Genomic DNA, 18,460 nt, shown 5'->3' with positions numbered 1-18,460 from the left:
AACGATTACCGGTCGCCGGTCGTCAGGGAAAGACTGGCGGCGTGAACCTTAAATGGTGTCCAAGAATACTTGACCAGTTCAAGCCCGCTCCCACAAGGACGGCGCACACCTGTCAGGCAATTTGCGCCTTCGAAGCCAAGTCATCAAAGGTAAACTCATCCAGCGCATCTTCCTGCTCATCCAGCACCTGACGCGGATGATCATTACCGGGAATGCTGCTATCGATCAGGCTCAACAAGCGCGAACCCCGCATCGTCAGCACGAAATTCTCGCCATTGCCGCCCTCTTCCTCCGGGCGAGGCTCAATGAAGCCACGCTCCAGCAGCAACTTCTCGTACTCCCCGGCGACCGCCTTCAGATGATCGAGGTTCTCTGTCTCCTCGCCTGCGGCCGCTTTCGCCGCCACATACTCCTCCGCATAAGGCCGAGGCGTGAAACTGTGGCCCGCGCCATTCTGCACTTCGTGCAACAACTTTTCGATCAAATCCCAGTTATAAGTCGCCATCCTGATCCATCCTCCAAAGAGTGAGATGCCTACTCAACCTGTGACCGGAGCGCCACGCCACCGTTCAGCCAGGCTTCCGGGCGGACCGTCGCGTCAACCGACCAACGGTCTGTCGAATTCATCCAGGGCCAGACGACCACTTGTTGAAACGCCCTGCCTCCAGGAGAAATCACCATGAACGTAGAGAACCATCCAGTCGTCTCGCGGGAAGAATGGCTCAAGGCCCGCCAGCAACACCTGGCCCACGAAAAAGCCTTCACCCGTGAACGGGACAAACTCAGCGCCGAACGCCGCGCCCTGCCGTGGGTCAAGATCGACAAACCCTACCGTTTCCAGGGGCCGAACGGCGAACTCAGCCTGGCCGATCTGTTCGGCGGCCGCAGCCAACTGATCGTCTACCACTTCATGTTCGGCCCCGGCTGGACAGAAGGCTGCCAAGGCTGCTCCTTCCTCTGCGACCACATCGACGGAGCCAACCAACACCTGGCCCACCACGATGTGGCGGTGGTCGCCGTCTCCCGCGCCCCGTTCGCCGAATTCCAACCGTTCAAACGCCGCATGGGCTGGGCCTTCGACTGGGTCTCCTCAAACGGTTGCGACTTCAACTACGACTTCGGCGTCAGCTTCAAAACCGAAGACACCGCCGCCGGAAAAGCCACCTACAACTACGAAAAAACCGACACCGCCGAAGGCGAACTCCCAGGTTTGAGCGTCTTCTACCGCAACGAGGCCGGCGAAATATTTCACACCTACTCCACCTATGCCCGAGGTCTGGACATGCTGGTCGGGACTTACCACTACCTCGACCTCGCGCCGAAGGGGCGTAATGAGGACGAAATCATGGATTGGGTACGGCATCACGATAAATACGAGGACGCCAAGCCTCACAGTTGCTGCCACAGCTGATGCAGGGTGTTCACCTACCGCCCAGTCGAGCAAAGCTCCCCCTGTGGCGAGGGAGCTTGCTCCCGCTCGACTGCGCAGCAGGCGCCTACATTGCCTGACCTCGGGTGCGATGTGATTGGGAGACGGTTGCGGGCGCAAGCGGCGGAGTAATGAAAACGGGCGACTTGAGAGTCGCCCGTTTCACGTTTTCAACAAACAACGTTGCCGTCAAAAGACACAATTGAACCAAGTAAGCAGGGCCGGATAGCAGCCAATTCTGTAGACAAGAGAGCAACTCATCCAACTTGGGCTGATCATGCGAAAGCGAGCTTTCCTACTTGCTGCAAATCGACGTGTTGACGAGCAATCCACAAATCGTAAGCATCTTGCATAGCCAGCCAGCTTTCCGGCGAGCGGCCGAGCGCGACCGACAGCCGCAGCGCCATTTCAGGCGAAACGCGACTGGCCCTCTTCAAGACACGGCTCAAAGTCGAGGGCGCTACACCAAGCTTTTCAGCCAGTTCTCGGCCGCTGATACCGTTAGGCTCCAGATAGATTTCGGTAATGAATTCACCGGGATGAGGTGGGTTGTGCATGTTCATCAATGGTAATCCTCATAGTCCAGTACATAAGCGTTTCCTTCGCGAAACTCGAAAGTGAGCCGCCAGTTGCCATTCACCATGATCGACCAGCGTCCGCGCTTCTCTCCCTTGAGCAGGTGCAAACGAAAGCCCGGAATGTCCATATCATCAATGGTCATGGCTGTATCCAAGGCGGCTAGCTGCATTCGAAGCCGCTTGGCATGAGCTGGTTGTATGCCAGCTGTACTACCTGTTTCGAAGAGCCTACGTAGCCCCTTGTGCTGAAAAGATTTGATCATCGCGAAAGCCTACCATGTTGCGCAACACGCAACAAAAAAATCTCCCCGAGAGGCTCGTGAGATGAGCTCAGGTAAGAGCGGAAACAGGTGGCTACGGAAAGGATACGAATCTGACTTCGTTCCGCTGTCCAGTGAATACCACTACGTCTATTTGCACTTTGGTCCAGCCGATGCCGGGTTCGGTGCTCTTCGCTGAGTCAGCTTATTAGCGGATCTATTAATTGGAAATCAGACACCTCTCGGATAAAGGTGCGAAAATTCCGGTGCAGGCGAGCAAACTACTGTCCCCTTTTTGACAGTATCGTTGCGCGATGGGTGCGACGTGATGGATGTGATTGGACGACGGTTGCGAGCGCAGGCGGCGGAGTAATGAAAATGGGCGACCTGTTGGTCGCCCGTTTCGCATTTGTAAACTGAATCAGAGACTAGGTGCACTCGCAACAGGAACGCGCTGCTGAGGCTGAGTGGTGTCATAGACATGCAGTTCACAGCCCTGACCCACAAACTGAAACTCCGCCAGATAAACCTTACCTTTCTCCGGCGTGAACGTGGTGTTGATCGGCCCACAGCGGTAGCCACGGTTGATGCTCTCACCATTGGCGTAACCCGATACCTCGAATGGCTGATCGGGGTCAGCTTGTACTTCCAACTGAGGGAAGTGCTTCAAGGTCGCGCTGTGGGTCACTTCGTTAAGCTTGGCGATCCAGCCAAACACTTTGCCACGACCGGAATCTACTACGGTTCCCTGCACATCCAGGCGCTGGTCTTGAACGAGCCCCATGAAAGACAGGACACCGTTTCCCCCTTACGATAAGGGATAGGCAAACGGTTATGTTTATGACTAACAGCAACGATAAGAGTGGGGAGCTTTTGGGCCAGGAGCGGCGGCGCCGCTGGAGCCCAGAGCAAAAGCTGGCCATGGTTCGCGAGAGCCTTGAGCCAGGACAAAGTGTGTCGGTCGTCGCTCGGCGCAACGGCATCAATGCCAATCAGCTGTTTCTGTGGCGCAAGCTTTATCAGGACGGCAGCCTGTCGGCGGTCAGTGCCGGCGAAGCCGTGGTGCCTGCCTCCGAGTTGAGCGATGCGCTCAAGCAGATCCGTGAACTGCAACGGATGCTGGGCAAGAAAACGATGGAAGCAGAAATCCTCAAAGAGGCCGTGGAGATCGCCCGGTCGCGAAAATGGATTGCGCACTCACCCTTGTTGCCGGGGGACGATCAGTGAAGCTGGTCAGCGAATGTCTCGGTGTGGCGCGCTCGCAATTAACGGTTCGAATCAAGCAATCGGTATCGCCCAAGACACGGCGAAGCAGGCCTGTGAACGACGCTGAGTTGGTGGCCGAAATTCAGCAACAGGTCAGTGAACTGCCCAGCTATGGCTACCGTCGAGTCTGGGGATTGCTGCGTCGCGCCCGTGAAACCCAGTCGCTGCCGGCGATCAACGTGAAACGGGTTTACCGGGTCATGCGTGATCACAACTTGCTGTTGGAACGTCGACTCAAACAGCCCGGCGTGCCGCGTCGGCACGAAGGCCGTATTGCGGTGAAAACCAGCGATACGCGTTGGTGCTCGGACGGCTTTGAGTTCCGCTGCGAGGACGGCGCCAAACTGAGCGTGACCTTCGCCCTGGACTGCTGTGATCGCGAAGCCATCGGGTGGGTTGCCAGCCCGACCGGGTACAGTGGCGATGATATCCGCGACTTGATGCTGGAAAGCGTGGAGAAGCGCTTCGGTGATCAACTACCGACCACGCCAGTGCAATGGCTCAGCGATAACGGCTCGGCCTACACCGCCGAACAGACACGCCTGTTTGCTCGACAGATCGGCTTGCAGCCGGTGACCACACCTGTGCGCAGCCCGCAGAGCAACGGCATGGCCGAGAGTTTTGTGAAGACGATCAAACGTGATTACGTGGCGCACATGCCTAAGCCGGATCGCGAAACGGCACTGCGTAACCTGGCGATTGCCTTCGAACACTACAACGAGCAGCATCCGCACAGCGCCTTGAACTATCGCTCACCGAGAGAGTTCAGGCGCTTGGCGCCAGCATCAATTTAACGGGGAGTTGGTGTCCGGTTTTGTAGGGGCAAGTCCAGGTCTGGGTCGTTGGCCCGTCTAATCGAAAACTCAACGGGGTATGTGGCGCCCGAAGCTTTCATGATGACTTTGGCTTGCTGTGCATCGACGGTTACCTTGTTTTGCTGGAGCTGGACGCCGTCGTTGAGCAGGCTGGGGGAAGAGTCTCGAACGTTGGATTTGCAGCCTGGTAGCGTCAAGATCAAACTCAATATAAGCAGTGTAGCTTTTTTCATCAACTCTCCTGACGTATTATTAATAGTTAAATAAGAATAATGAGAACCACATTCAATCGCACCCTCTCGATAAGGCATGGCTTAAGCCTGATGAATCGATACAACGGATTTAAAGATAGTTTGGAATTATTCAGGAACAGGCCACGACTAAAAGGCGAGTCGGCTTTAATCAACTCATATTCGCGACCCATTCTGCTAAAACTCCACCCCTCGATTGTTTACCCGCTAGTTATCGCTCAACCCGCACAAAATAATAAATCTGAAATCAGCATTTCTACACTGCTACCTTCTCCTGAATCGAGAATATCTTTAATAACAACCACCCCTTTAAAAAATCAAGCTCAACATCAAATCAATTGAGCTCACATTGCCTAGCTAAAACCTTTTCAGAGTCAGCTCGTTACTGAAGAGCCTTCCTTAGAACCTTACGAACAGAAGGTCTCAGCTCTTGCACAACAAACCGATCAACTAAATCATTATAAGCCATAGTTTCTCCATCAGTACGAGAGAGCCGTACTTGAAAATTTTTCTCAGTTGTATCAGCTAGTTATCTGTTAAGTAAGCGCCATTCAAATTTGTCTCCTTTTCCACTTTTCCAACCCCCTTTTTTATCCTGCCTTATTCCAACTTCTTGTTTTTTCGAAAATTCGCCCCTCCTCAGAACCTGTCCCCTTTTTGTTTTTTTACTAACGCTCCATCAAATTAGAAGGGACATCCGTTTGCTTAAACAAATAAACATTCCCGACAGGACAGTCGGGATACACCCACTTAGCCCAATTCTCGATCAGCCACTCTCTTGAAATTTCTCGAGTACCTGAAAAGCGACTTTCAACAGGCAGGCGCACCACTAAAAGGCCAGCCTTATTACCGGAGGCAACGGCAATAGAATGTCCATATTGCTCGTCAGGAATATCAACAACCATGAATTCTACAATTTCCTCGTACGGCCATCGAGCCGGGAGTCGAAATATCTGCCCACGAGTTATCGCCGGAGCCAAACTATCAACTAATTTTACACCTTCCATTACTTAACCCTCAAATCATGCCCACCGGACGCGTCCTTTGAATCAGGGACGGCAACCAAATCAAAATAAAACTCACTGATATGCTTCCCTGTTTTACCGTTCACCTGCTCCAGCCTACCATGCTGAGTATCCAAAGCATAAAGAAACCCGTCTCCCATCGTGTACACGTCTCGATCGTTTATTCTAGTTAGCCGATTATCCTTCTTCCAACCTAATGCCTTAGCTAACTCCCTGCCCCTGCTTTTTACGACAGCGACTCTTTCATCGTAAGGAAGATTAACTAGGCTCTTCTCAAATTCTGCCGCAGACTGCCCCCAAGGCAGGCTATAAAGAATACCTGGCGAGGGATTTTCAACGGAAGGATTGGTATAACTGGTGCTTCCCCCTTCAACAATCGGACTACCATCAGTACTACCTGGCAAAGAAGGTAGGTCAACTCCATCCCCGATACTTACAGGATGTAGAACATCATTATCTACTGATGGATTAATCAGTAACCCATGTTCCGGATCAAGCAAATGGATTGGAAAGGTGGTGCCTAATACTAAAAGCCAAAGCTCCGCCGACAGCGTCAGTTGCTGCTGCCCTGTGTAACCAGCCTCGTCCAAAGAAGCTACAACTGAATTCGCCGCCACCCGCATGTTTTCTTGGTTTTGCGGTGAGCTTTCAGTGGACAGTAATGCCGCACCCAAAGCAGCGATGGCACCGCCGGCTACCAGCGGTAGCGGCCCAAAATTCGATACTTCAGGATGAGGATTCTGCAATCGTTGAAGCAACACCAACATCCCATACGCCTGATCGGGATTTTGACCTGCAATATCAGCTATCTTTTTAGCAAGGGCCTGCACCTCAGCCGTTTCAGCACCGTTAGTAATGCCCCGTAATGCATCACCCGCGGCAGCTTCTCTGCGCTCGGCATCACGACTGCCTAGCTGCCGTTTGAAGGCTCGGACAACAGTGACTTTGTTTGCATCGTCAAAACTATTGCCCACCGCAATATTTGCCGCACCGAAAAGCAAGTCCGTTAAAACATTTAACGACTCGAGACTGTTTTCGCCGTAGTTTTCAACGCTTTTTTCCCATCTATCGAGTGTCTTTGTCGGGTTGAGCACAGCATCGACTGACGTACTGGACGCATACAGCTCCGTCCGATGTTCCTCATCCCGAGTTACCTCATACGCCTTGCTTACATCCCGATTCAGCCCCGCCGTGGAGTCGTCACCCGTAACCTTATCGTCACGCACAACAATCTCACCTTCGCCCACCGTAGCGCGAAGAACCTGTTCACGGTCTTTGTTGTAGTTGTAACCCTCAAGCGCCCAGCTGTTTTTCTCCTTCCCTTCCATGCCTTTGTTGGGTTTGTCAGCTTGCGAGCCGCTACCGGCGTTGTAGCTACCACTGACGCTGAGGTAATAACCATGCTCGTTGTCTTTACCGGTGATATCGCGGAAATCCAACGTATCGGTATCGAGTTTCAAGTTGCCGTTGTCCGCCGCCAATACCGCTCCATCCAGTTGGGTATGGTCCTCGGTACGAATGTCGACCTTGTTCTTGCCGCTGATAACGGTCTGGTTCTCGACCCAATTAGTTTTGCCGTGGGTCTGGCCGTAACCCACCGAGCCGCTGACGGTGACGCCGTAGCTCACGGCCACCGTGAGGCTGGCGTCGAACTCTTTACCCTCGACCTTGCCCGTATTCGGTACGGAAGTTACGGTGAGGTTGCGACCGACATCACCGATTACTTCATCCCCACGCAACGTGGCACCGGCAACAGTGGTATCGCGACCGCTTTCAAAGTTCAGTTGGTTGCCAGCATAGAGGTAAGCCTCCTGCTGCTGGATGCCTTCTCGTTCCAGATTTCCAAGGCCGATGTTGGCGCTGCCATAGACACCGATCCCGTCTTGTCCAAGGATGAGGCCGCCTTCAGTCCCCCAACTGCGTCGATTGCTTTCGCTGCTGGAGGCGTTTTGCGCCGACAGGATCTTAAGATCATTGTCAGCCTTGAGCTTGATGTCCTTCCCGGCAGTCGCCTCGGTGCCAATCAGGGTCAGATCATTTTTGGCTTTCAGGACGATATCACCGACGGCGTTGAGCTGAGTCGCCGTGGAGGTTCCCTGCGTCGATTCGTCCTGGCTACCGGCGTTGCTTATGCCTACACCCAGTTTGAAGCCACCGGTCGTTCCGCCTTTCACCCCGCCCTTGCTATAGGTTTGATCGCTATTCGTACTTTGTGCCCCGTGAGCCACGTCGAGCGTGATGTTGCGCCCGCTCACGTTGATATCACGCTCTGAGTCGAATCGGCCGCCACTTACACTTACATCGTTACCAGCCTCAAGGCTGATGTCATTCCCGGCGGAAAGACTGGAAGAGCGATTGCTCACCGATGTTTGGGTCTGGCGCTCACTAGTACTTGAGCTACCCACGTGTCCGTCGAACTTAGGACCGCTGAAGAACTGGTCGAGCGCATCAACCGTTTTCAACACACTGGAAGTCTTACTGACACCATCCTCGCCCTTACCCGAATCGCCCAAGGTATCCATGGTTTTGCCGAAGTTATAAGCGACGGTGGTCGTGGTGCCGGTACGCTTGACACTTTCGGTTGTCGTTACCCGGGTACGCTCGTCGACGGCCAGGATGTTGATGTCATGTACCGCTTTCAGTTTGATGTCGTTGTCAGCCTGGAGATCAGAGCCCAGTTGATTGATGTTGCGACCGGCATCGATCCGTACATCATGCCCCGCGTCAACCAGACTGCCAGCTGCGGTATTGCCATCGGTATCACGACCTTTCTTGACCGTTTCATTGCCCACGAAAGTGGTGTACCCGTTGGTATCGACATCCTGCTTGATGCCGAAGCTTTTATCGGTTTTCCAGCTATTGCTCCGGTGTGTATTAGTGCCGGCAAGTATGTTCACGTCGCGGCCGGCATCAAGCGTTGCATTTCGATTGGCACTTACACCGCTACCGACGATATTGATATCTTGAGCAGCGTCCAACACTGCATCATTCCCCGCCGTGATCTGACTACCCACGCCAGTGCTGCTAACAACTTCGCGCCCCTTCTTCTGCGACGAGCTCAGAGTGATGTCCGCTCCCGCTCCGGGTGTACCGGCAAATAGACCGACTGTGTCTTTAAGGGACAAACCGACCTTCTTCTTGTACTCCTCGGTCCGGCTGTAGGATTGGTTATCCGCTGCTGTGAGATCGATGTCGCCGGTTTTATCGATCAGACCGGCATGCAGTTCAGCATTGTTCTTCGCCGTGATTTCACTGGCTTGCATTGCGATGTCATGACCAGCGACGACCACCACATCGTTAGCAGCGCTCAGCTCGCTACCAACCTGGGTCACGTTAGTCTGGAGTTGACTCTTGCCGCTTTTGGACAGACCGAACAAACCGGTTTTTGTCTTTTTGCTGTACGCCCCGCTTTCTTCGGTAGCGGAGAGCACCGCTACGTCATTGGTGGCACCGACGATCAAGTTATCACCGGCCTTGAGCTCGCTGCCCATCACCGTGACATTCCGTCCCCCGTTCAGACTGACATTGCCATCTCCGTCCACGAACGTATTAACGGTGAGATCCTGTCCCGCTTCGATGACAGAGGCGACACTGGTGCTGCTGTAACTTTCTTTCTCAGTCGTCTTACTGCGACCGAACGAGCCTTTTTTCTTCTTGTAGTAATAGGAATAGTCCTGATCCTGCGCGGAAGCGATGATGAGGTCCTGTTCGGCATCCAAGCCGACGTCGTCCTTGGCCTTGACCCGACTGCCGATAATGCCCAGATCCTCCCCTGAACTCAGCGACACATCCCCACCCGCCGTCACGCTGGTGGACACCTGGCTCACATGGTCTTCCTGAGCCGTAACCTTCTTGGTCTTCCCATACGAATGCTGCTCATCCGCCGCCGACGCCAACGTCAGATCACCCGCCGCGCTCATGCTGATATCGCGCTTGGCATCGATCTGGCTCGCAACCGCCGTCAGATCACGCCCTGCCTTCGCCGTCAGGTCGCGACCGATGTCCAGGCTGGAGCCGTATTGCTTGATGTCTTCATCACGATGCAGACCGCGGGTCCCACTGGCGACGCGTTCGGCCGAGGTGAGGTTGACGTCGCGGGTGGCGCTCAGGGTTGTGTCGGCGCCGCTCTTCAGCACCCCACCGACGTTGTTGATGTCCCGCCCGGCGTTGATGGTCAGGTTGTTGGCGGCTTCGATGCGGGCGGCGCTGTCGATGAAGTCGGTGCGTTCGCTGCGGTAGCCGCTGTCGCTTTCGTGGGTGGTGACGGTGCGTTCGTTGATCACGTCGCCGTTGGTGGCAGTGAGGGTGACGTCGCGTCCGGCGATGATGCCGCCGGCCTTGTTGACGAGGTTGTTGCCCGCCAGCAGGTCGAGGCGGTTGCCGGCTTCCACCAGGCCGCTGTTGACCAGGTCATTGGTGCCTTTGGCCGACAGGTTGTTGCTGGCGCGCAGGGTGCCGGCGTTGTTCAGGTCCTTGCCGGCGATCAGGGTGACGTCGGCGCCCTGGATTAACGCGCCGTTGGCGGCCAGGCGGTTGTTGGCGTTGGCCAGGTACAGTACCGGCACCAGGACTTGCTCGCCGTTGACCTCGACGTTTTCCATCCAGACGATGTCATGGGTCAGGGCCGCGACTTGTTCGGAGGTGAGGCTCACGCCGATGGACAGGTTGAGTTCCTGTTTGGCGCCCTTGCCACAAAATCCTACGCAAACCTAGGAAACAAGCGCCTTGCGGCATTCGAAGGATGAAGCTTATAGTCCGCCCGTCGCCCAAATGGCGATCGGATTTGGCGATCCGTTGACCGTGTGCGAAAGCTCCCGCTTACTTGCAGGAACTTTCGTGCCCGCATCACTGCTCTATGGCAGTTGTGCGCGGGAGACCTTCGGGTCTGCCGGAACTCGGTCCCGGTTCGCCAACCTGCGTACAGCTGTCACCCATTCGTTTGGCGACGATAAATGGGTGACGGTCCCCACTACCACTGACCGAGACTTAAAACATGAAACGATACATGCCCATTACTGGTATCGACTGCACACCCGCTACCCTGCTCATCGACACAGAAGCTCCACTTGACGTCCTCTTCGAAACTGCCGACTACCGTATTCGCACCGTAACTCAAGTTTTAGAAAACATCGCGTTTCGTTCGGATATCAGCTCCGACACCGTCGTGCTTTCCGACTTCTGCAAAATGCTGACGATATCGTTGCGCGATGGGTGCGACGTGATGGATGTGATTGGACGGCGGCTGCGAGCGCAGGCGGCGGAGTAATAAAAACGGGCGACCTGTGGGTCGCCCATTTAGCATTTGTAAACTGAATCAGCGGCTAGGTGCGCTCGCAACAGGAACGCGCTGCTGAGGCTGAGTGGTGTCATAGACATGCAGCTCACAGCCTTCACCTACAAACTGAAACTCCGCCAGATAAACCTTACCTTTCTCCGGCGTGAATGTAGTGCTGATCGGGCCGCAGCGGTAGCCACGGTTGATACTCGCACCACTGGCGTAACCCGATACCTCGAATGGCTGATCGGGGTCAGCTTGTACCTCCAACTGAGGGAAGTACTTCAAGGTCGCGCTGTGAGTCGCTTCGTTAAGCTTGGCTATCCAGCCAAACACTTTGCCACGACCGGAGTCCACTACGGTTCCCTGCACATCCAGGCGCTGGTCGGGGTCCGTTGCGCGCCTGATCGAAAACTCTACCGGGACGACGTTGCCGGTCGCTTTCATGATGACCTTGGCGTGCTGGGCGTCGACGGTTACTTTATTTTGCTGGAGTTGGATGCCGTTGTTGAGCAGGGTTGGGGAAGAATCTCGGACGTTGGATTTGCAGCCTGGTAACGTCAAGATCAGGCTCAATATCAGCAGTGTGGTTTTTTTCATGGATGCTCCTGACACATTATTAATAGCTAAATGAAAACAGGGGAGGGGACCACACTCAATCGTCTCATCTCTATAAAGAATGATGTGAACCTGATGAGTTTCTCCAAGAGCTTCTCAGGATAGCCACGATTAAAAGGCGAGCGATTCCAGTCAACTCACAATCGTGCTCTCCCCTAAGAAACCTTGTCCTACTTCGCGCTTTTTCTCACTTTGCTTTGCTAGCCAACAACCGCTAAAGCAATAATTACTTGATCTGGCCTCTCATTCAGATCGCAGCAATAACCTGTCACCTCCAGCCCTCCATATTCCCTATCTGTATAAAACCATTCCTCTGCACTATCAAACTCAAGATCCGTATAAGGCAATAGCTCTCTTACAAAATCCCCAAGCCCTATATTTTCTGGCAACTTACCCTGATATGAGCTGACTGGTTTTTGACCATCGGCAAGATTTTCATACATCCACACTTTAACGGCATAAATCTTCCAGTTGCGAGTTAGCACATGGAGCGCTCTTGTCTCAACACCTAAATGCTCCGGACTATCGTAATACAAGCGCCAATTAGTTAATTCCAAATCAACAACATGAAATCCATATCCACCCTCTCCCTTTGAGTCGAAATGCTTTTCCATCTTTAGAGCGGGAGAGTCTACAAACTTATATATACCCTTCGCATCGTCGACAACATACTTATTAAGCACCGCTTCAAACTCATCAACATGAACTCCCAAGGGGATTCCAGCAAGTGAGTGAGATGGCAAAATCGGAGCCGACCACCTGATAACAAAATCACTCATTTTGGCTCCCATAAGTTTTTCGCTGAATTAAACACAACTTTCTGCCCCTGCGGATTATAGTAAACAGTATTATTATCATAAATAGGCATGCCTTTTTCGAAGGTCGGCCTATAAGTGGAGGGATCAACTACCTTGGCCTTACTGCCATCAAAATAGGTAACCTTATAATACTCACCTATATGAATTGACGGCTTAACTCCCCCAACAGTAGATGGACTATATTGAATCTCTTTGATCCCAGTTGTACCACCTTCAACCCTATAGACCTGAGCATTGCCCGATGACCCAGCTCTGGGTGGTTCATAAATTAGCTTAGCACCATCCATCTGGAACGACTGCTGAATATCATCAATGGATTTCCCCCAGACATTCGCCGGGGCTTCCACCATATTCCGTGGAATCCCGGCTTGTGCCGCAAGGTCTTCCCGTAGTCCGATCCGTGTTATAGCGGAAGTAGCCGGAGTCAGAGCCTCCAACTGCTGCGCAAGCTTGGCCTCAAACTGCCCCAGCTCACTGACCTTCCCAGCCGCCCCCACCTCACCAGGCCCAGGCAAAATCAACGTAGCAAGGTCAACAGCGTTCTTCGTCGTTTGCAGCGCCTGACCATAGCTATTGTTTTGCAGCTTGAGGACAAAGTCCTGGCCATCCTGAGTGACCATCCAGCCACCAACGAAGTCCTGTGGCTCTATAAACGGGTCCAGCGCGTTGTTCGCAACTTCCAGCACGTGGCCCGAAAGAAGGTCGTTCCCCATCGAAGCCATTGATTGAACCGTGGACCAAACGCTTCCACCCAAACCGGCTAACGATCCCTTGGCTCCGTCAAACGCGCCATTTTTTCTGCCGCTGAAATCAAGATTCAGTTTGTAGAAATTAACCAGATCAGTGGTGCCATAAGAGTCCGGGTCACCGAGGTAAGCAATATTGATATCTGCATTCTTGAATTCCGATGAGTGCGTCTTGTTGTAGTTCTTTATCAGGGCCAGCGTTTCGCTGGAGGTGTAACCCTTGTTATCGTTCTCCAGAGCTCCGACAGTGGTGTCATACCGCTCAGCCAACGGCGCCAACGCCTTCCCCAGGTACTCCAATGTCACAGCATCAAACTGGCCGTCTGTCCCACCAATCGTCTTGTTCCAGTCCGCATCGGTATAAAACGCAAACGCCCGCGCCATCCGCTGCTCGGCCTCGGCCTGACTGATGCCAAGCCGGGCAGCCAGCATTGGCGCTTCCTGCTCGATCAAGCGCGCTTCGGTGGGATGGACCTGGCGGTTATATCTTTCTACGTTGCTCGCAATAGTCGCGCCGCTCGCCTGTGCGATGCCGCCCTTGCCTACCGCCGCCCCCAGACCTGCTGCCAGCAAGACATCGAAAGCATCTCGGCTGTCGACACCTACACCGCTGTCTTTAAGCACCTTATCCAGGGCCGGCATGATGGCGGCCGAAGCTCCTGCGCTCAGCGCGCCCCCTGCGGCGATGCCGCTGGACAAGCCTTGCGCAGCGCCGGCCAAGCTATGGAGCAAGACGCGCGCTGCACCGCCCTCGCCCCAGGCGGCCTGAAGCGTCTTATCTTTCTGCCGTGTGGCTTCTGCCAACTGCTGATCAGCGTAATCACCAATTTTCTTGTACGTGTCGGCCGCCGTGGTGTTAGCCACCAACCCCACCGCCGTACTGCCCCCAACGCCGCCCAGACCCGCCGCAATCAAGCCGGCAGCGATATCAGCCATGAAACGTTTGTCACCGCCCACGTCCCAGCTCTTGGCATCGGCAATCGCAGCGTTGCGCTCTTGCTCGGTCGATGCAGTTCGAGCCCTTTCATTGGCAGCCTGTTGCTGCGCGCTGGCGACCTCGGAGATGACCGTCTTGGATAAAGCAACGGTGCTTTGGATCAGCTCGATCCGCTCCTCCATCGCTTTTTCATCTGGACGGTCCAACCGGGAATTGGCGTTGTCGGTATCCCGGCTCAGTCCCACAAGGTCATTGGCCCCGGCCGCATTACGGACGGTGATCGTGCCTTCGCTGACAGCGCTGCGCGTGGTGCTGTGGTCGGAATCCTTGAGCGACAGCGGAACGCTGCCACCAAAGGTGGTACCTGGCTTCAACTCGCCATAACCACTGCCATAAGAAGCGTTGAAGCCTGCGGACTGGCTCTTGATCTCACTGACGTTCTTGATGTCGCTGACGATCAGCCTGTCCGTACTCAGGCTGTTCTTGTCGGCCGTGGCCTCGCTGGCAATCACCGAACCTTGCAGTACGGTGTTCTTGCCCACGGTGATGTTGTAGCCGTCCTTGCCGGCGAACAGACCGCTTTGATCCGTCACCGCCTCGTACTTGCTGTTCATGTTGCTGGCGGCGATGTTGGCGGTTGCCGTCACCGTTTCGCCGTAACAGAACGGCGGAATGCAGATGCTGGCACCAAAGCCGCCGCTGGTTTGCTTGTTCTTGTGTTCGGACGTGTCCTGTCGCGAGGCGATGTTCAGGTCGCCACCCACCAAGGCCAGGATGTTGTCGGCATGAATCTGTGCCCCAGCCAGGGTCGTGTCGTTTCCGCTCTGCAGTTTCAGCGAGCCCGTATCCAGGGTGCTGTTGACCTGCGTGACGTCATGACCGCTCCCCTTGCCTTTGGCGAGCTGGGCTCCGAGGTCGAGGGTGAAACCGTTCTGCGAGCCAATGTTGAAGCTGGCGCCGATGGCGGTCTTGTTGTTGCTGCTATGGTTCTCACGATCTTCGGTGTTCTGTGCACTCTCGAACGTGATGTCGTTCTTAGCCAGCAGCAGCGTATCGGCCGCCTTCAGCTGACTGCCGACAACATGGATACCCCCGGCAGTGCCGGCAGCCTGGCCCGACGCAACGATCAGCAGGTTCCCGCCGCTGTTGACGGTGGTCTGCTTGGCAGTGGTGCTTTCGTACTGCGTAGTGCTCTTGCTGTGGGTACTGGCCAGCTCCGTCCCGATCTTGAACACGGCACCGCTGCTATTTGGGCTGCCGCTGGCGGCCGCCGCAAGATCGTCAACCCGATCGCCCATGCCGTTGAGCGCCATCAAGGCCTGTGCACCCTTCACGGCCTTGAGACGACCATCATCGGCGTTCTGCGCAGCCTTGGCGTTGTCCCGGATGCTCTTCACCGTATCGACAATCGCTCCACCCACCACGCGTCCTACGGCGAGGCTGCTGGACTTGTCCGTGCTGCTCTGGCTGGCACTTTCCATACCGGCAACCAAGGTAACGTTGGAGCCCGAGAGGTTGGTGTTCTTGGTGCTGACAAGGTCACTGGCTATTACGCTCAGTTCGCGGCCGGCAGACAGATTGATGCTGCCCTCGCTTGAACCTACGGTACTGCCGGTCAACGTTGTCTGAGTTGCTTTGCCTGTATGGTTTCCCTTACTGATCGACAGGTGCTGGTTACCGGTGATGTCATCCATGCCGAGGTTGTTGCCCGTCAACACACCGGTCAGATCATGGCTCTTCTGCTTGTGCATTTCGTCACGGGTAAAGATGTTTTCAGCCGCGTCGATCTTCAGGTCGCGTCCTGCCTGAACGCTCAGATCCCGGGTGCTGACCAATGACGAACCGGTTACGGTTACATCACGACGCGACGCCACATCCACGGTATTTCCCGAGATGATGCTGCCCACCGCCGTGGTTTGGGTTTCAGCAACCTTGTCCTGAACCTTGCTCGACTTCAGGCCCCCCCAACTGCTCTTGCTTTGGCTACGTTCGTGACGGGCACTGGTGGAGTCGGTAGCGGCAGTAATCTGTATGTCGTTACCGGCTGCCAGCGTCACGCCACCTTTCTCGGAACTGACCGCACTTCCTTCAATCGCCAGGTCCTGCCCCGCTAGCAAGGTGCTTTTCGTTCCACTGGTAACCGAACTAGCCACGTTGGTAACAGAACTGGTCTCATCCAGCCGAAACTTCTTACCAGAAGACGACTTCTTGGTCTTGCTGTAGAAGCTGTAGTCCGAATCTTCAGCCGATTGCAGCACCAGGTTCGCGGCAGCGCTCAGGTACGCCTCGTCCCCAGCATTGACCTTGCTGGCGATCAGTCCCAGGTCCTTGCCCGCACTGAGCGTCACGTCCCCTCCGGCGTTGACCGTTGTCGCTACCTGCTGGGCGTGGTCTTCCTGACTGGTAACCTTCTTGGTCTTCCCATACGAATGCTGCTCATCCGCCGCCGACGCCAACGTCAGATCACCCACCGCACTCATGCTGACATCGCGCTTGGCTTCGATCTGACTCGCAACCGCCGTCAGATCACGCCCAGCCTTGGCCGTCAGGTCGCGACCGATGTCCAGACTTGAGCCATATTGGGTGATGGTTTCGTCGCGATGCAGCCCGCGCGTTCCGCCGGCGACGCGTTCGGCCGAGGTGAGGTTGACGTCGCGGGTGGCGCTCAGGGTTGTGTCGGCGCCGCTCTTCAGCACCCCACCGACGTTGTTGATGTCCCGCCCGGCGTTGATGGTCAGGTTGTTGGCGGCTTCGATGCGGGCGGCGCTGTCGATGAAGTCGGTGCGTTCGCTGCGGTAGCCGCTGTCGCTTTCGTGGGTGGTGACGGTGCGTTCGTTGATCACGTCGCCGTTGGTAGCGGTGAGGGTCACGTCGCGTCCGGCGATGATGCCACCGGCCTTGTTGACCAAGTTGTTGCCCGCTAGCAAGTCGAGGCGGTTGCCGGCTTCCACCAGGCCGCTGTTGACCAGGTCATTGGTGCCTTTGGCCGACAGGTTGTTGCTGGCGCGCAGGGTGCCGGCGTTGTTCAGGTCTTTGCCGGCGATCAGGGTGACGTCGGCGCCCTGGATTAACGCGCCGTTGGCGGCCAGGCGGTTGTTGGCGTTGGCCAGGTACAGCACCGGCACCAGCACTTGCTCGCCGTTGACCTCGACGTTTTCCATCCAGACGATGTCATGGGTCAGGGCCGCGACTTGTTCGGAGGTGAGGCTTACGCCCAGCGCCAGGTTGAGTTCCTGTTTGCTGGCGATGGCGTTGTTCATCAGGTACTTGAACATGTCCTCGTTGGAGGTCTGGCCGTCGATGAAGCGTTGGCCGGTGCGGGCGACCACGGCTTGCTGGATCAGGGTCTGCTCATAGAGGCCGTCGCCCAGGCGCTTGGCGCTCTGGTCCGGGTCGTAGCCGAGGTTCTGCAGCAGGTAGTCCGAGCTCATGAAACTCTTGAGGTCGGTAAGCACCGGGTTGGTTTCGATCAGGTATTTGTGCGGGTTGGCCGCCACGGTGCTGGTAGGCAGCCCCTGGACGCGGTTGAGCGTGAAGTCGGCGCTACGGCCGGGCAAGGTCCCTGCCACGGTAGCGCTGGTGTCGAAGGTGCTCGCCTGGCCAGTGGGCGGTGTCTGCTGACTCTGGGCCGGAGTCAGGCTTACGGTGCCCAGGGTCCAGCTTTGTGGACCGCTGCTGGCCGGAGCGCTGCCATCCTGTCCGCTCAGGCGGAACAAGCCATTTTGGCCGGTGGGCAGGCTGAAACCGGGCAAGGCGACCGGGTTGACCTGCTGTTGCGCCAGGTTGGGGGGCAGTTGCTGGTTGAGGGTGATGCGGGTGGAGTATTGGCTGCCTGCCGCCGCCGTGCTGGTGCGTGGGCCGCTACCAATGTAGCTGTAGCCCGGGCGTACGACGCTGTTGTCGATGTTGTTCTGGGTCGAGATGTTGACCGCGCCACCGGCCTGGATTACGGCTGCGTAGCTTTGGTCGCCGCCGGCGAGTTGGGTGGTCTTGCGAAATTGCCCAAGCTCCGTTTCGGTCATGCCGATGAAATTAGCGATGCCCCCTTCGATGCCGCCCAGGTTGTTGGCGTTGTAACCCGCGCTTTCGAACCAGTACTGGTTGTTGAAGTTGCTCGCCGCGCTGTACCAGCCACCTGCATTTCGGGTCCGTTCGGACATGTAAGTCCGCGAGGTTTCGGTTTCACCCGTTTCGACGCCGCTGTTGGTCAGGTTGGCCAGGGACGCGCTCAGGTTGCCGCCGCTGGCAATGGTGCTGCTCTGGTTCAGCAGATTGCCGCCACGCAGGGTCAGGTTGCCACCCGCTGTAATGCTGGAAGCCGCGCTGGCTGCAGTGACTTCGGTTTTCTCGCGTTGCAGCAACTCCCAGACATGGTTCTGCTTGCCGCTGCAATCCCCGGCGTTATAGCCCTCGATACAAGCGATTTCGTAGATTTTGGCGGT

At 55.7% G+C, this 18,460-nt stretch carries 12 protein-coding genes and 1 pseudogene; 3 read left to right on the top strand and 10 right to left on the bottom strand.

Annotated elements, in window-relative coordinates; genetic code table 11:
• Positions 1–112: 112 nt before the first annotated feature.
• Complete coding sequence (locus tag FBX99_RS28520; protein WP_144931624.1) at positions 113–505, bottom strand: transcriptional regulator; 393 nt, start codon at positions 503–505, stop codon at positions 113–115.
• 174 nt (positions 506–679) lie between these two features.
• On the opposite strand from FBX99_RS28520, the gene FBX99_RS28515 reads away from it, so the two are divergent.
• The gene (locus FBX99_RS28515) at positions 680–1,411 is read left to right on the top strand and encodes a thioredoxin family protein (protein ID WP_144931626.1); all 732 of its coding nucleotides are present in this window, start codon (positions 680–682) and stop codon (positions 1,409–1,411) included.
• A 293-nt stretch (positions 1,412–1,704) separates the two neighbouring features.
• Here FBX99_RS28515 and FBX99_RS28510 read toward each other — a convergent pair whose 3' ends face one another.
• The 3 genes from FBX99_RS28510 to FBX99_RS28500 form a co-directional block, all read right to left on the bottom strand.
• On the bottom strand, positions 1,705–1,992 hold the full coding sequence (locus FBX99_RS28510; protein WP_145133784.1) for a HigA family addiction module antitoxin: 288 nt from the start codon (positions 1,990–1,992) through the stop codon (positions 1,705–1,707).
• Positions 1,992–2,270 (bottom strand): type II toxin-antitoxin system RelE/ParE family toxin, encoded by a 279-nt coding sequence (locus FBX99_RS28505; protein WP_145133782.1) that lies wholly within the window; start codon positions 2,268–2,270, stop codon positions 1,992–1,994. Before FBX99_RS28505 ends, FBX99_RS28510 begins: the two co-directional genes overlap by 1 nt.
• 418 nt (positions 2,271–2,688) lie before the next feature.
• Positions 2,689–3,051, bottom strand: a complete 363-nt coding sequence (locus FBX99_RS28500; RefSeq protein ID WP_256664143.1) for a hypothetical protein — start codon at positions 3,049–3,051, stop codon at positions 2,689–2,691.
• Between the two features lie 56 nt (positions 3,052–3,107).
• On the opposite strand from FBX99_RS28500, the gene FBX99_RS28495 reads away from it, so the two are divergent.
• A protein-coding gene (locus tag FBX99_RS28495; protein WP_371923903.1) for an IS3 family transposase occupies positions 3,108–4,327 on the top strand; the annotation gives its coding sequence in 2 pieces (ribosomal slippage) (positions 3,108–3,453 and positions 3,453–4,327; 1,221 coding nt in all).
• A gap of 38 nt (positions 4,328–4,365) precedes the next feature.
• Here the strand turns inward: FBX99_RS28495 and FBX99_RS28490 are convergent.
• The 3 genes and pseudogenes from FBX99_RS28490 to FBX99_RS28480 all read right to left on the bottom strand — a co-directional run.
• Positions 4,366–4,581, bottom strand: a pseudogene (locus FBX99_RS28490) (hypothetical protein); the annotation flags it as partial.
• 686 nt (positions 4,582–5,267) lie between these two features.
• Positions 5,268–5,606 (bottom strand): Imm45 family immunity protein, encoded by a 339-nt coding sequence (imm45, locus tag FBX99_RS28485; protein WP_144931634.1) that lies wholly within the window; start codon positions 5,604–5,606, stop codon positions 5,268–5,270.
• Positions 5,606–10,276 carry a hemagglutinin repeat-containing protein gene (locus FBX99_RS28480; RefSeq protein WP_256664144.1) on the bottom strand — a complete coding sequence of 1,557 codons (4,671 nt, stop codon included), beginning with the start codon at positions 10,274–10,276 and terminating at the stop codon, positions 5,606–5,608. The genes imm45 and FBX99_RS28480 overlap by 1 nt, the downstream gene beginning before the upstream one ends.
• A 341-nt stretch (positions 10,277–10,617) precedes the next feature.
• Between FBX99_RS28480 and FBX99_RS28470 the strand changes: the two genes are divergently transcribed.
• Positions 10,618–10,890 (top strand): hypothetical protein, encoded by a 273-nt coding sequence (locus tag FBX99_RS28470; RefSeq protein WP_145133776.1) that lies wholly within the window; start codon positions 10,618–10,620, stop codon positions 10,888–10,890.
• Positions 10,891–10,938: 48 nt separating this feature from the next.
• On the opposite strand, the gene FBX99_RS28465 is transcribed toward FBX99_RS28470, so the two are convergent.
• From FBX99_RS28465 to FBX99_RS28455, 3 genes are all read right to left on the bottom strand, one after another.
• Positions 10,939–11,499, bottom strand: a complete 561-nt coding sequence (locus FBX99_RS28465) for a hypothetical protein (protein WP_145133774.1) — start codon at positions 11,497–11,499, stop codon at positions 10,939–10,941.
• 218 nt (positions 11,500–11,717) lie between these two features.
• Positions 11,718–12,296: a hypothetical protein gene (locus FBX99_RS28460; protein ID WP_144929659.1), complete on the bottom strand. Its 579-nt coding sequence runs from the start codon at positions 12,294–12,296 to the stop codon at positions 11,718–11,720.
• The coding region (locus FBX99_RS28455) for a hemagglutinin repeat-containing protein (RefSeq protein ID WP_178112116.1) at positions 12,293–18,460 on the bottom strand (6,168 nt) is incomplete at its 5' end. The genes FBX99_RS28460 and FBX99_RS28455, both read right to left, overlap by 4 nt.

The sequence above is a fragment of the Pseudomonas sp. SJZ074 genome (genome assembly GCF_007828215.1).
GTDB lineage: Bacteria > Pseudomonadota > Gammaproteobacteria > Pseudomonadales > Pseudomonadaceae > Aquipseudomonas.
Note: the sequence above shows the minus strand (reverse complement) of the source record. Positions and strands in the feature narration are given on the sequence as shown.

Bases quoted from the DNA above. Each gene is read 5' to 3' on its own strand.
- FBX99_RS28520 (WP_144931624.1), bottom strand. From the start codon at position 505: ATGGCGACTTATAACTGGGATTTGATCGAAAAGTTGTTGCACGAAGTG.
- FBX99_RS28515 (WP_144931626.1), top strand. From the start codon at position 680: ATGAACGTAGAGAACCATCCAGTCGTCTCGCGGGAAGAATGGCTCAAG.
- FBX99_RS28510 (WP_145133784.1), bottom strand. From the start codon at position 1,992: ATGAACATGCACAACCCACCTCATCCCGGTGAATTCATTACCGAAATC.
- FBX99_RS28505 (WP_145133782.1), bottom strand. From the start codon at position 2,270: ATGATCAAATCTTTTCAGCACAAGGGGCTACGTAGGCTCTTCGAAACA.
- FBX99_RS28500 (WP_256664143.1), bottom strand. From the start codon at position 3,051: ATGGGGCTCGTTCAAGACCAGCGCCTGGATGTGCAGGGAACCGTAGTA.
- imm45 (WP_144931634.1), bottom strand. From the start codon at position 5,606: ATGGAAGGTGTAAAATTAGTTGATAGTTTGGCTCCGGCGATAACTCGT.
- FBX99_RS28470 (WP_145133776.1), top strand. From the start codon at position 10,618: ATGAAACGATACATGCCCATTACTGGTATCGACTGCACACCCGCTACC.
- FBX99_RS28465 (WP_145133774.1), bottom strand. From the start codon at position 11,499: ATGAAAAAAACCACACTGCTGATATTGAGCCTGATCTTGACGTTACCA.
- FBX99_RS28460 (WP_144929659.1), bottom strand. From the start codon at position 12,296: ATGAGTGATTTTGTTATCAGGTGGTCGGCTCCGATTTTGCCATCTCAC.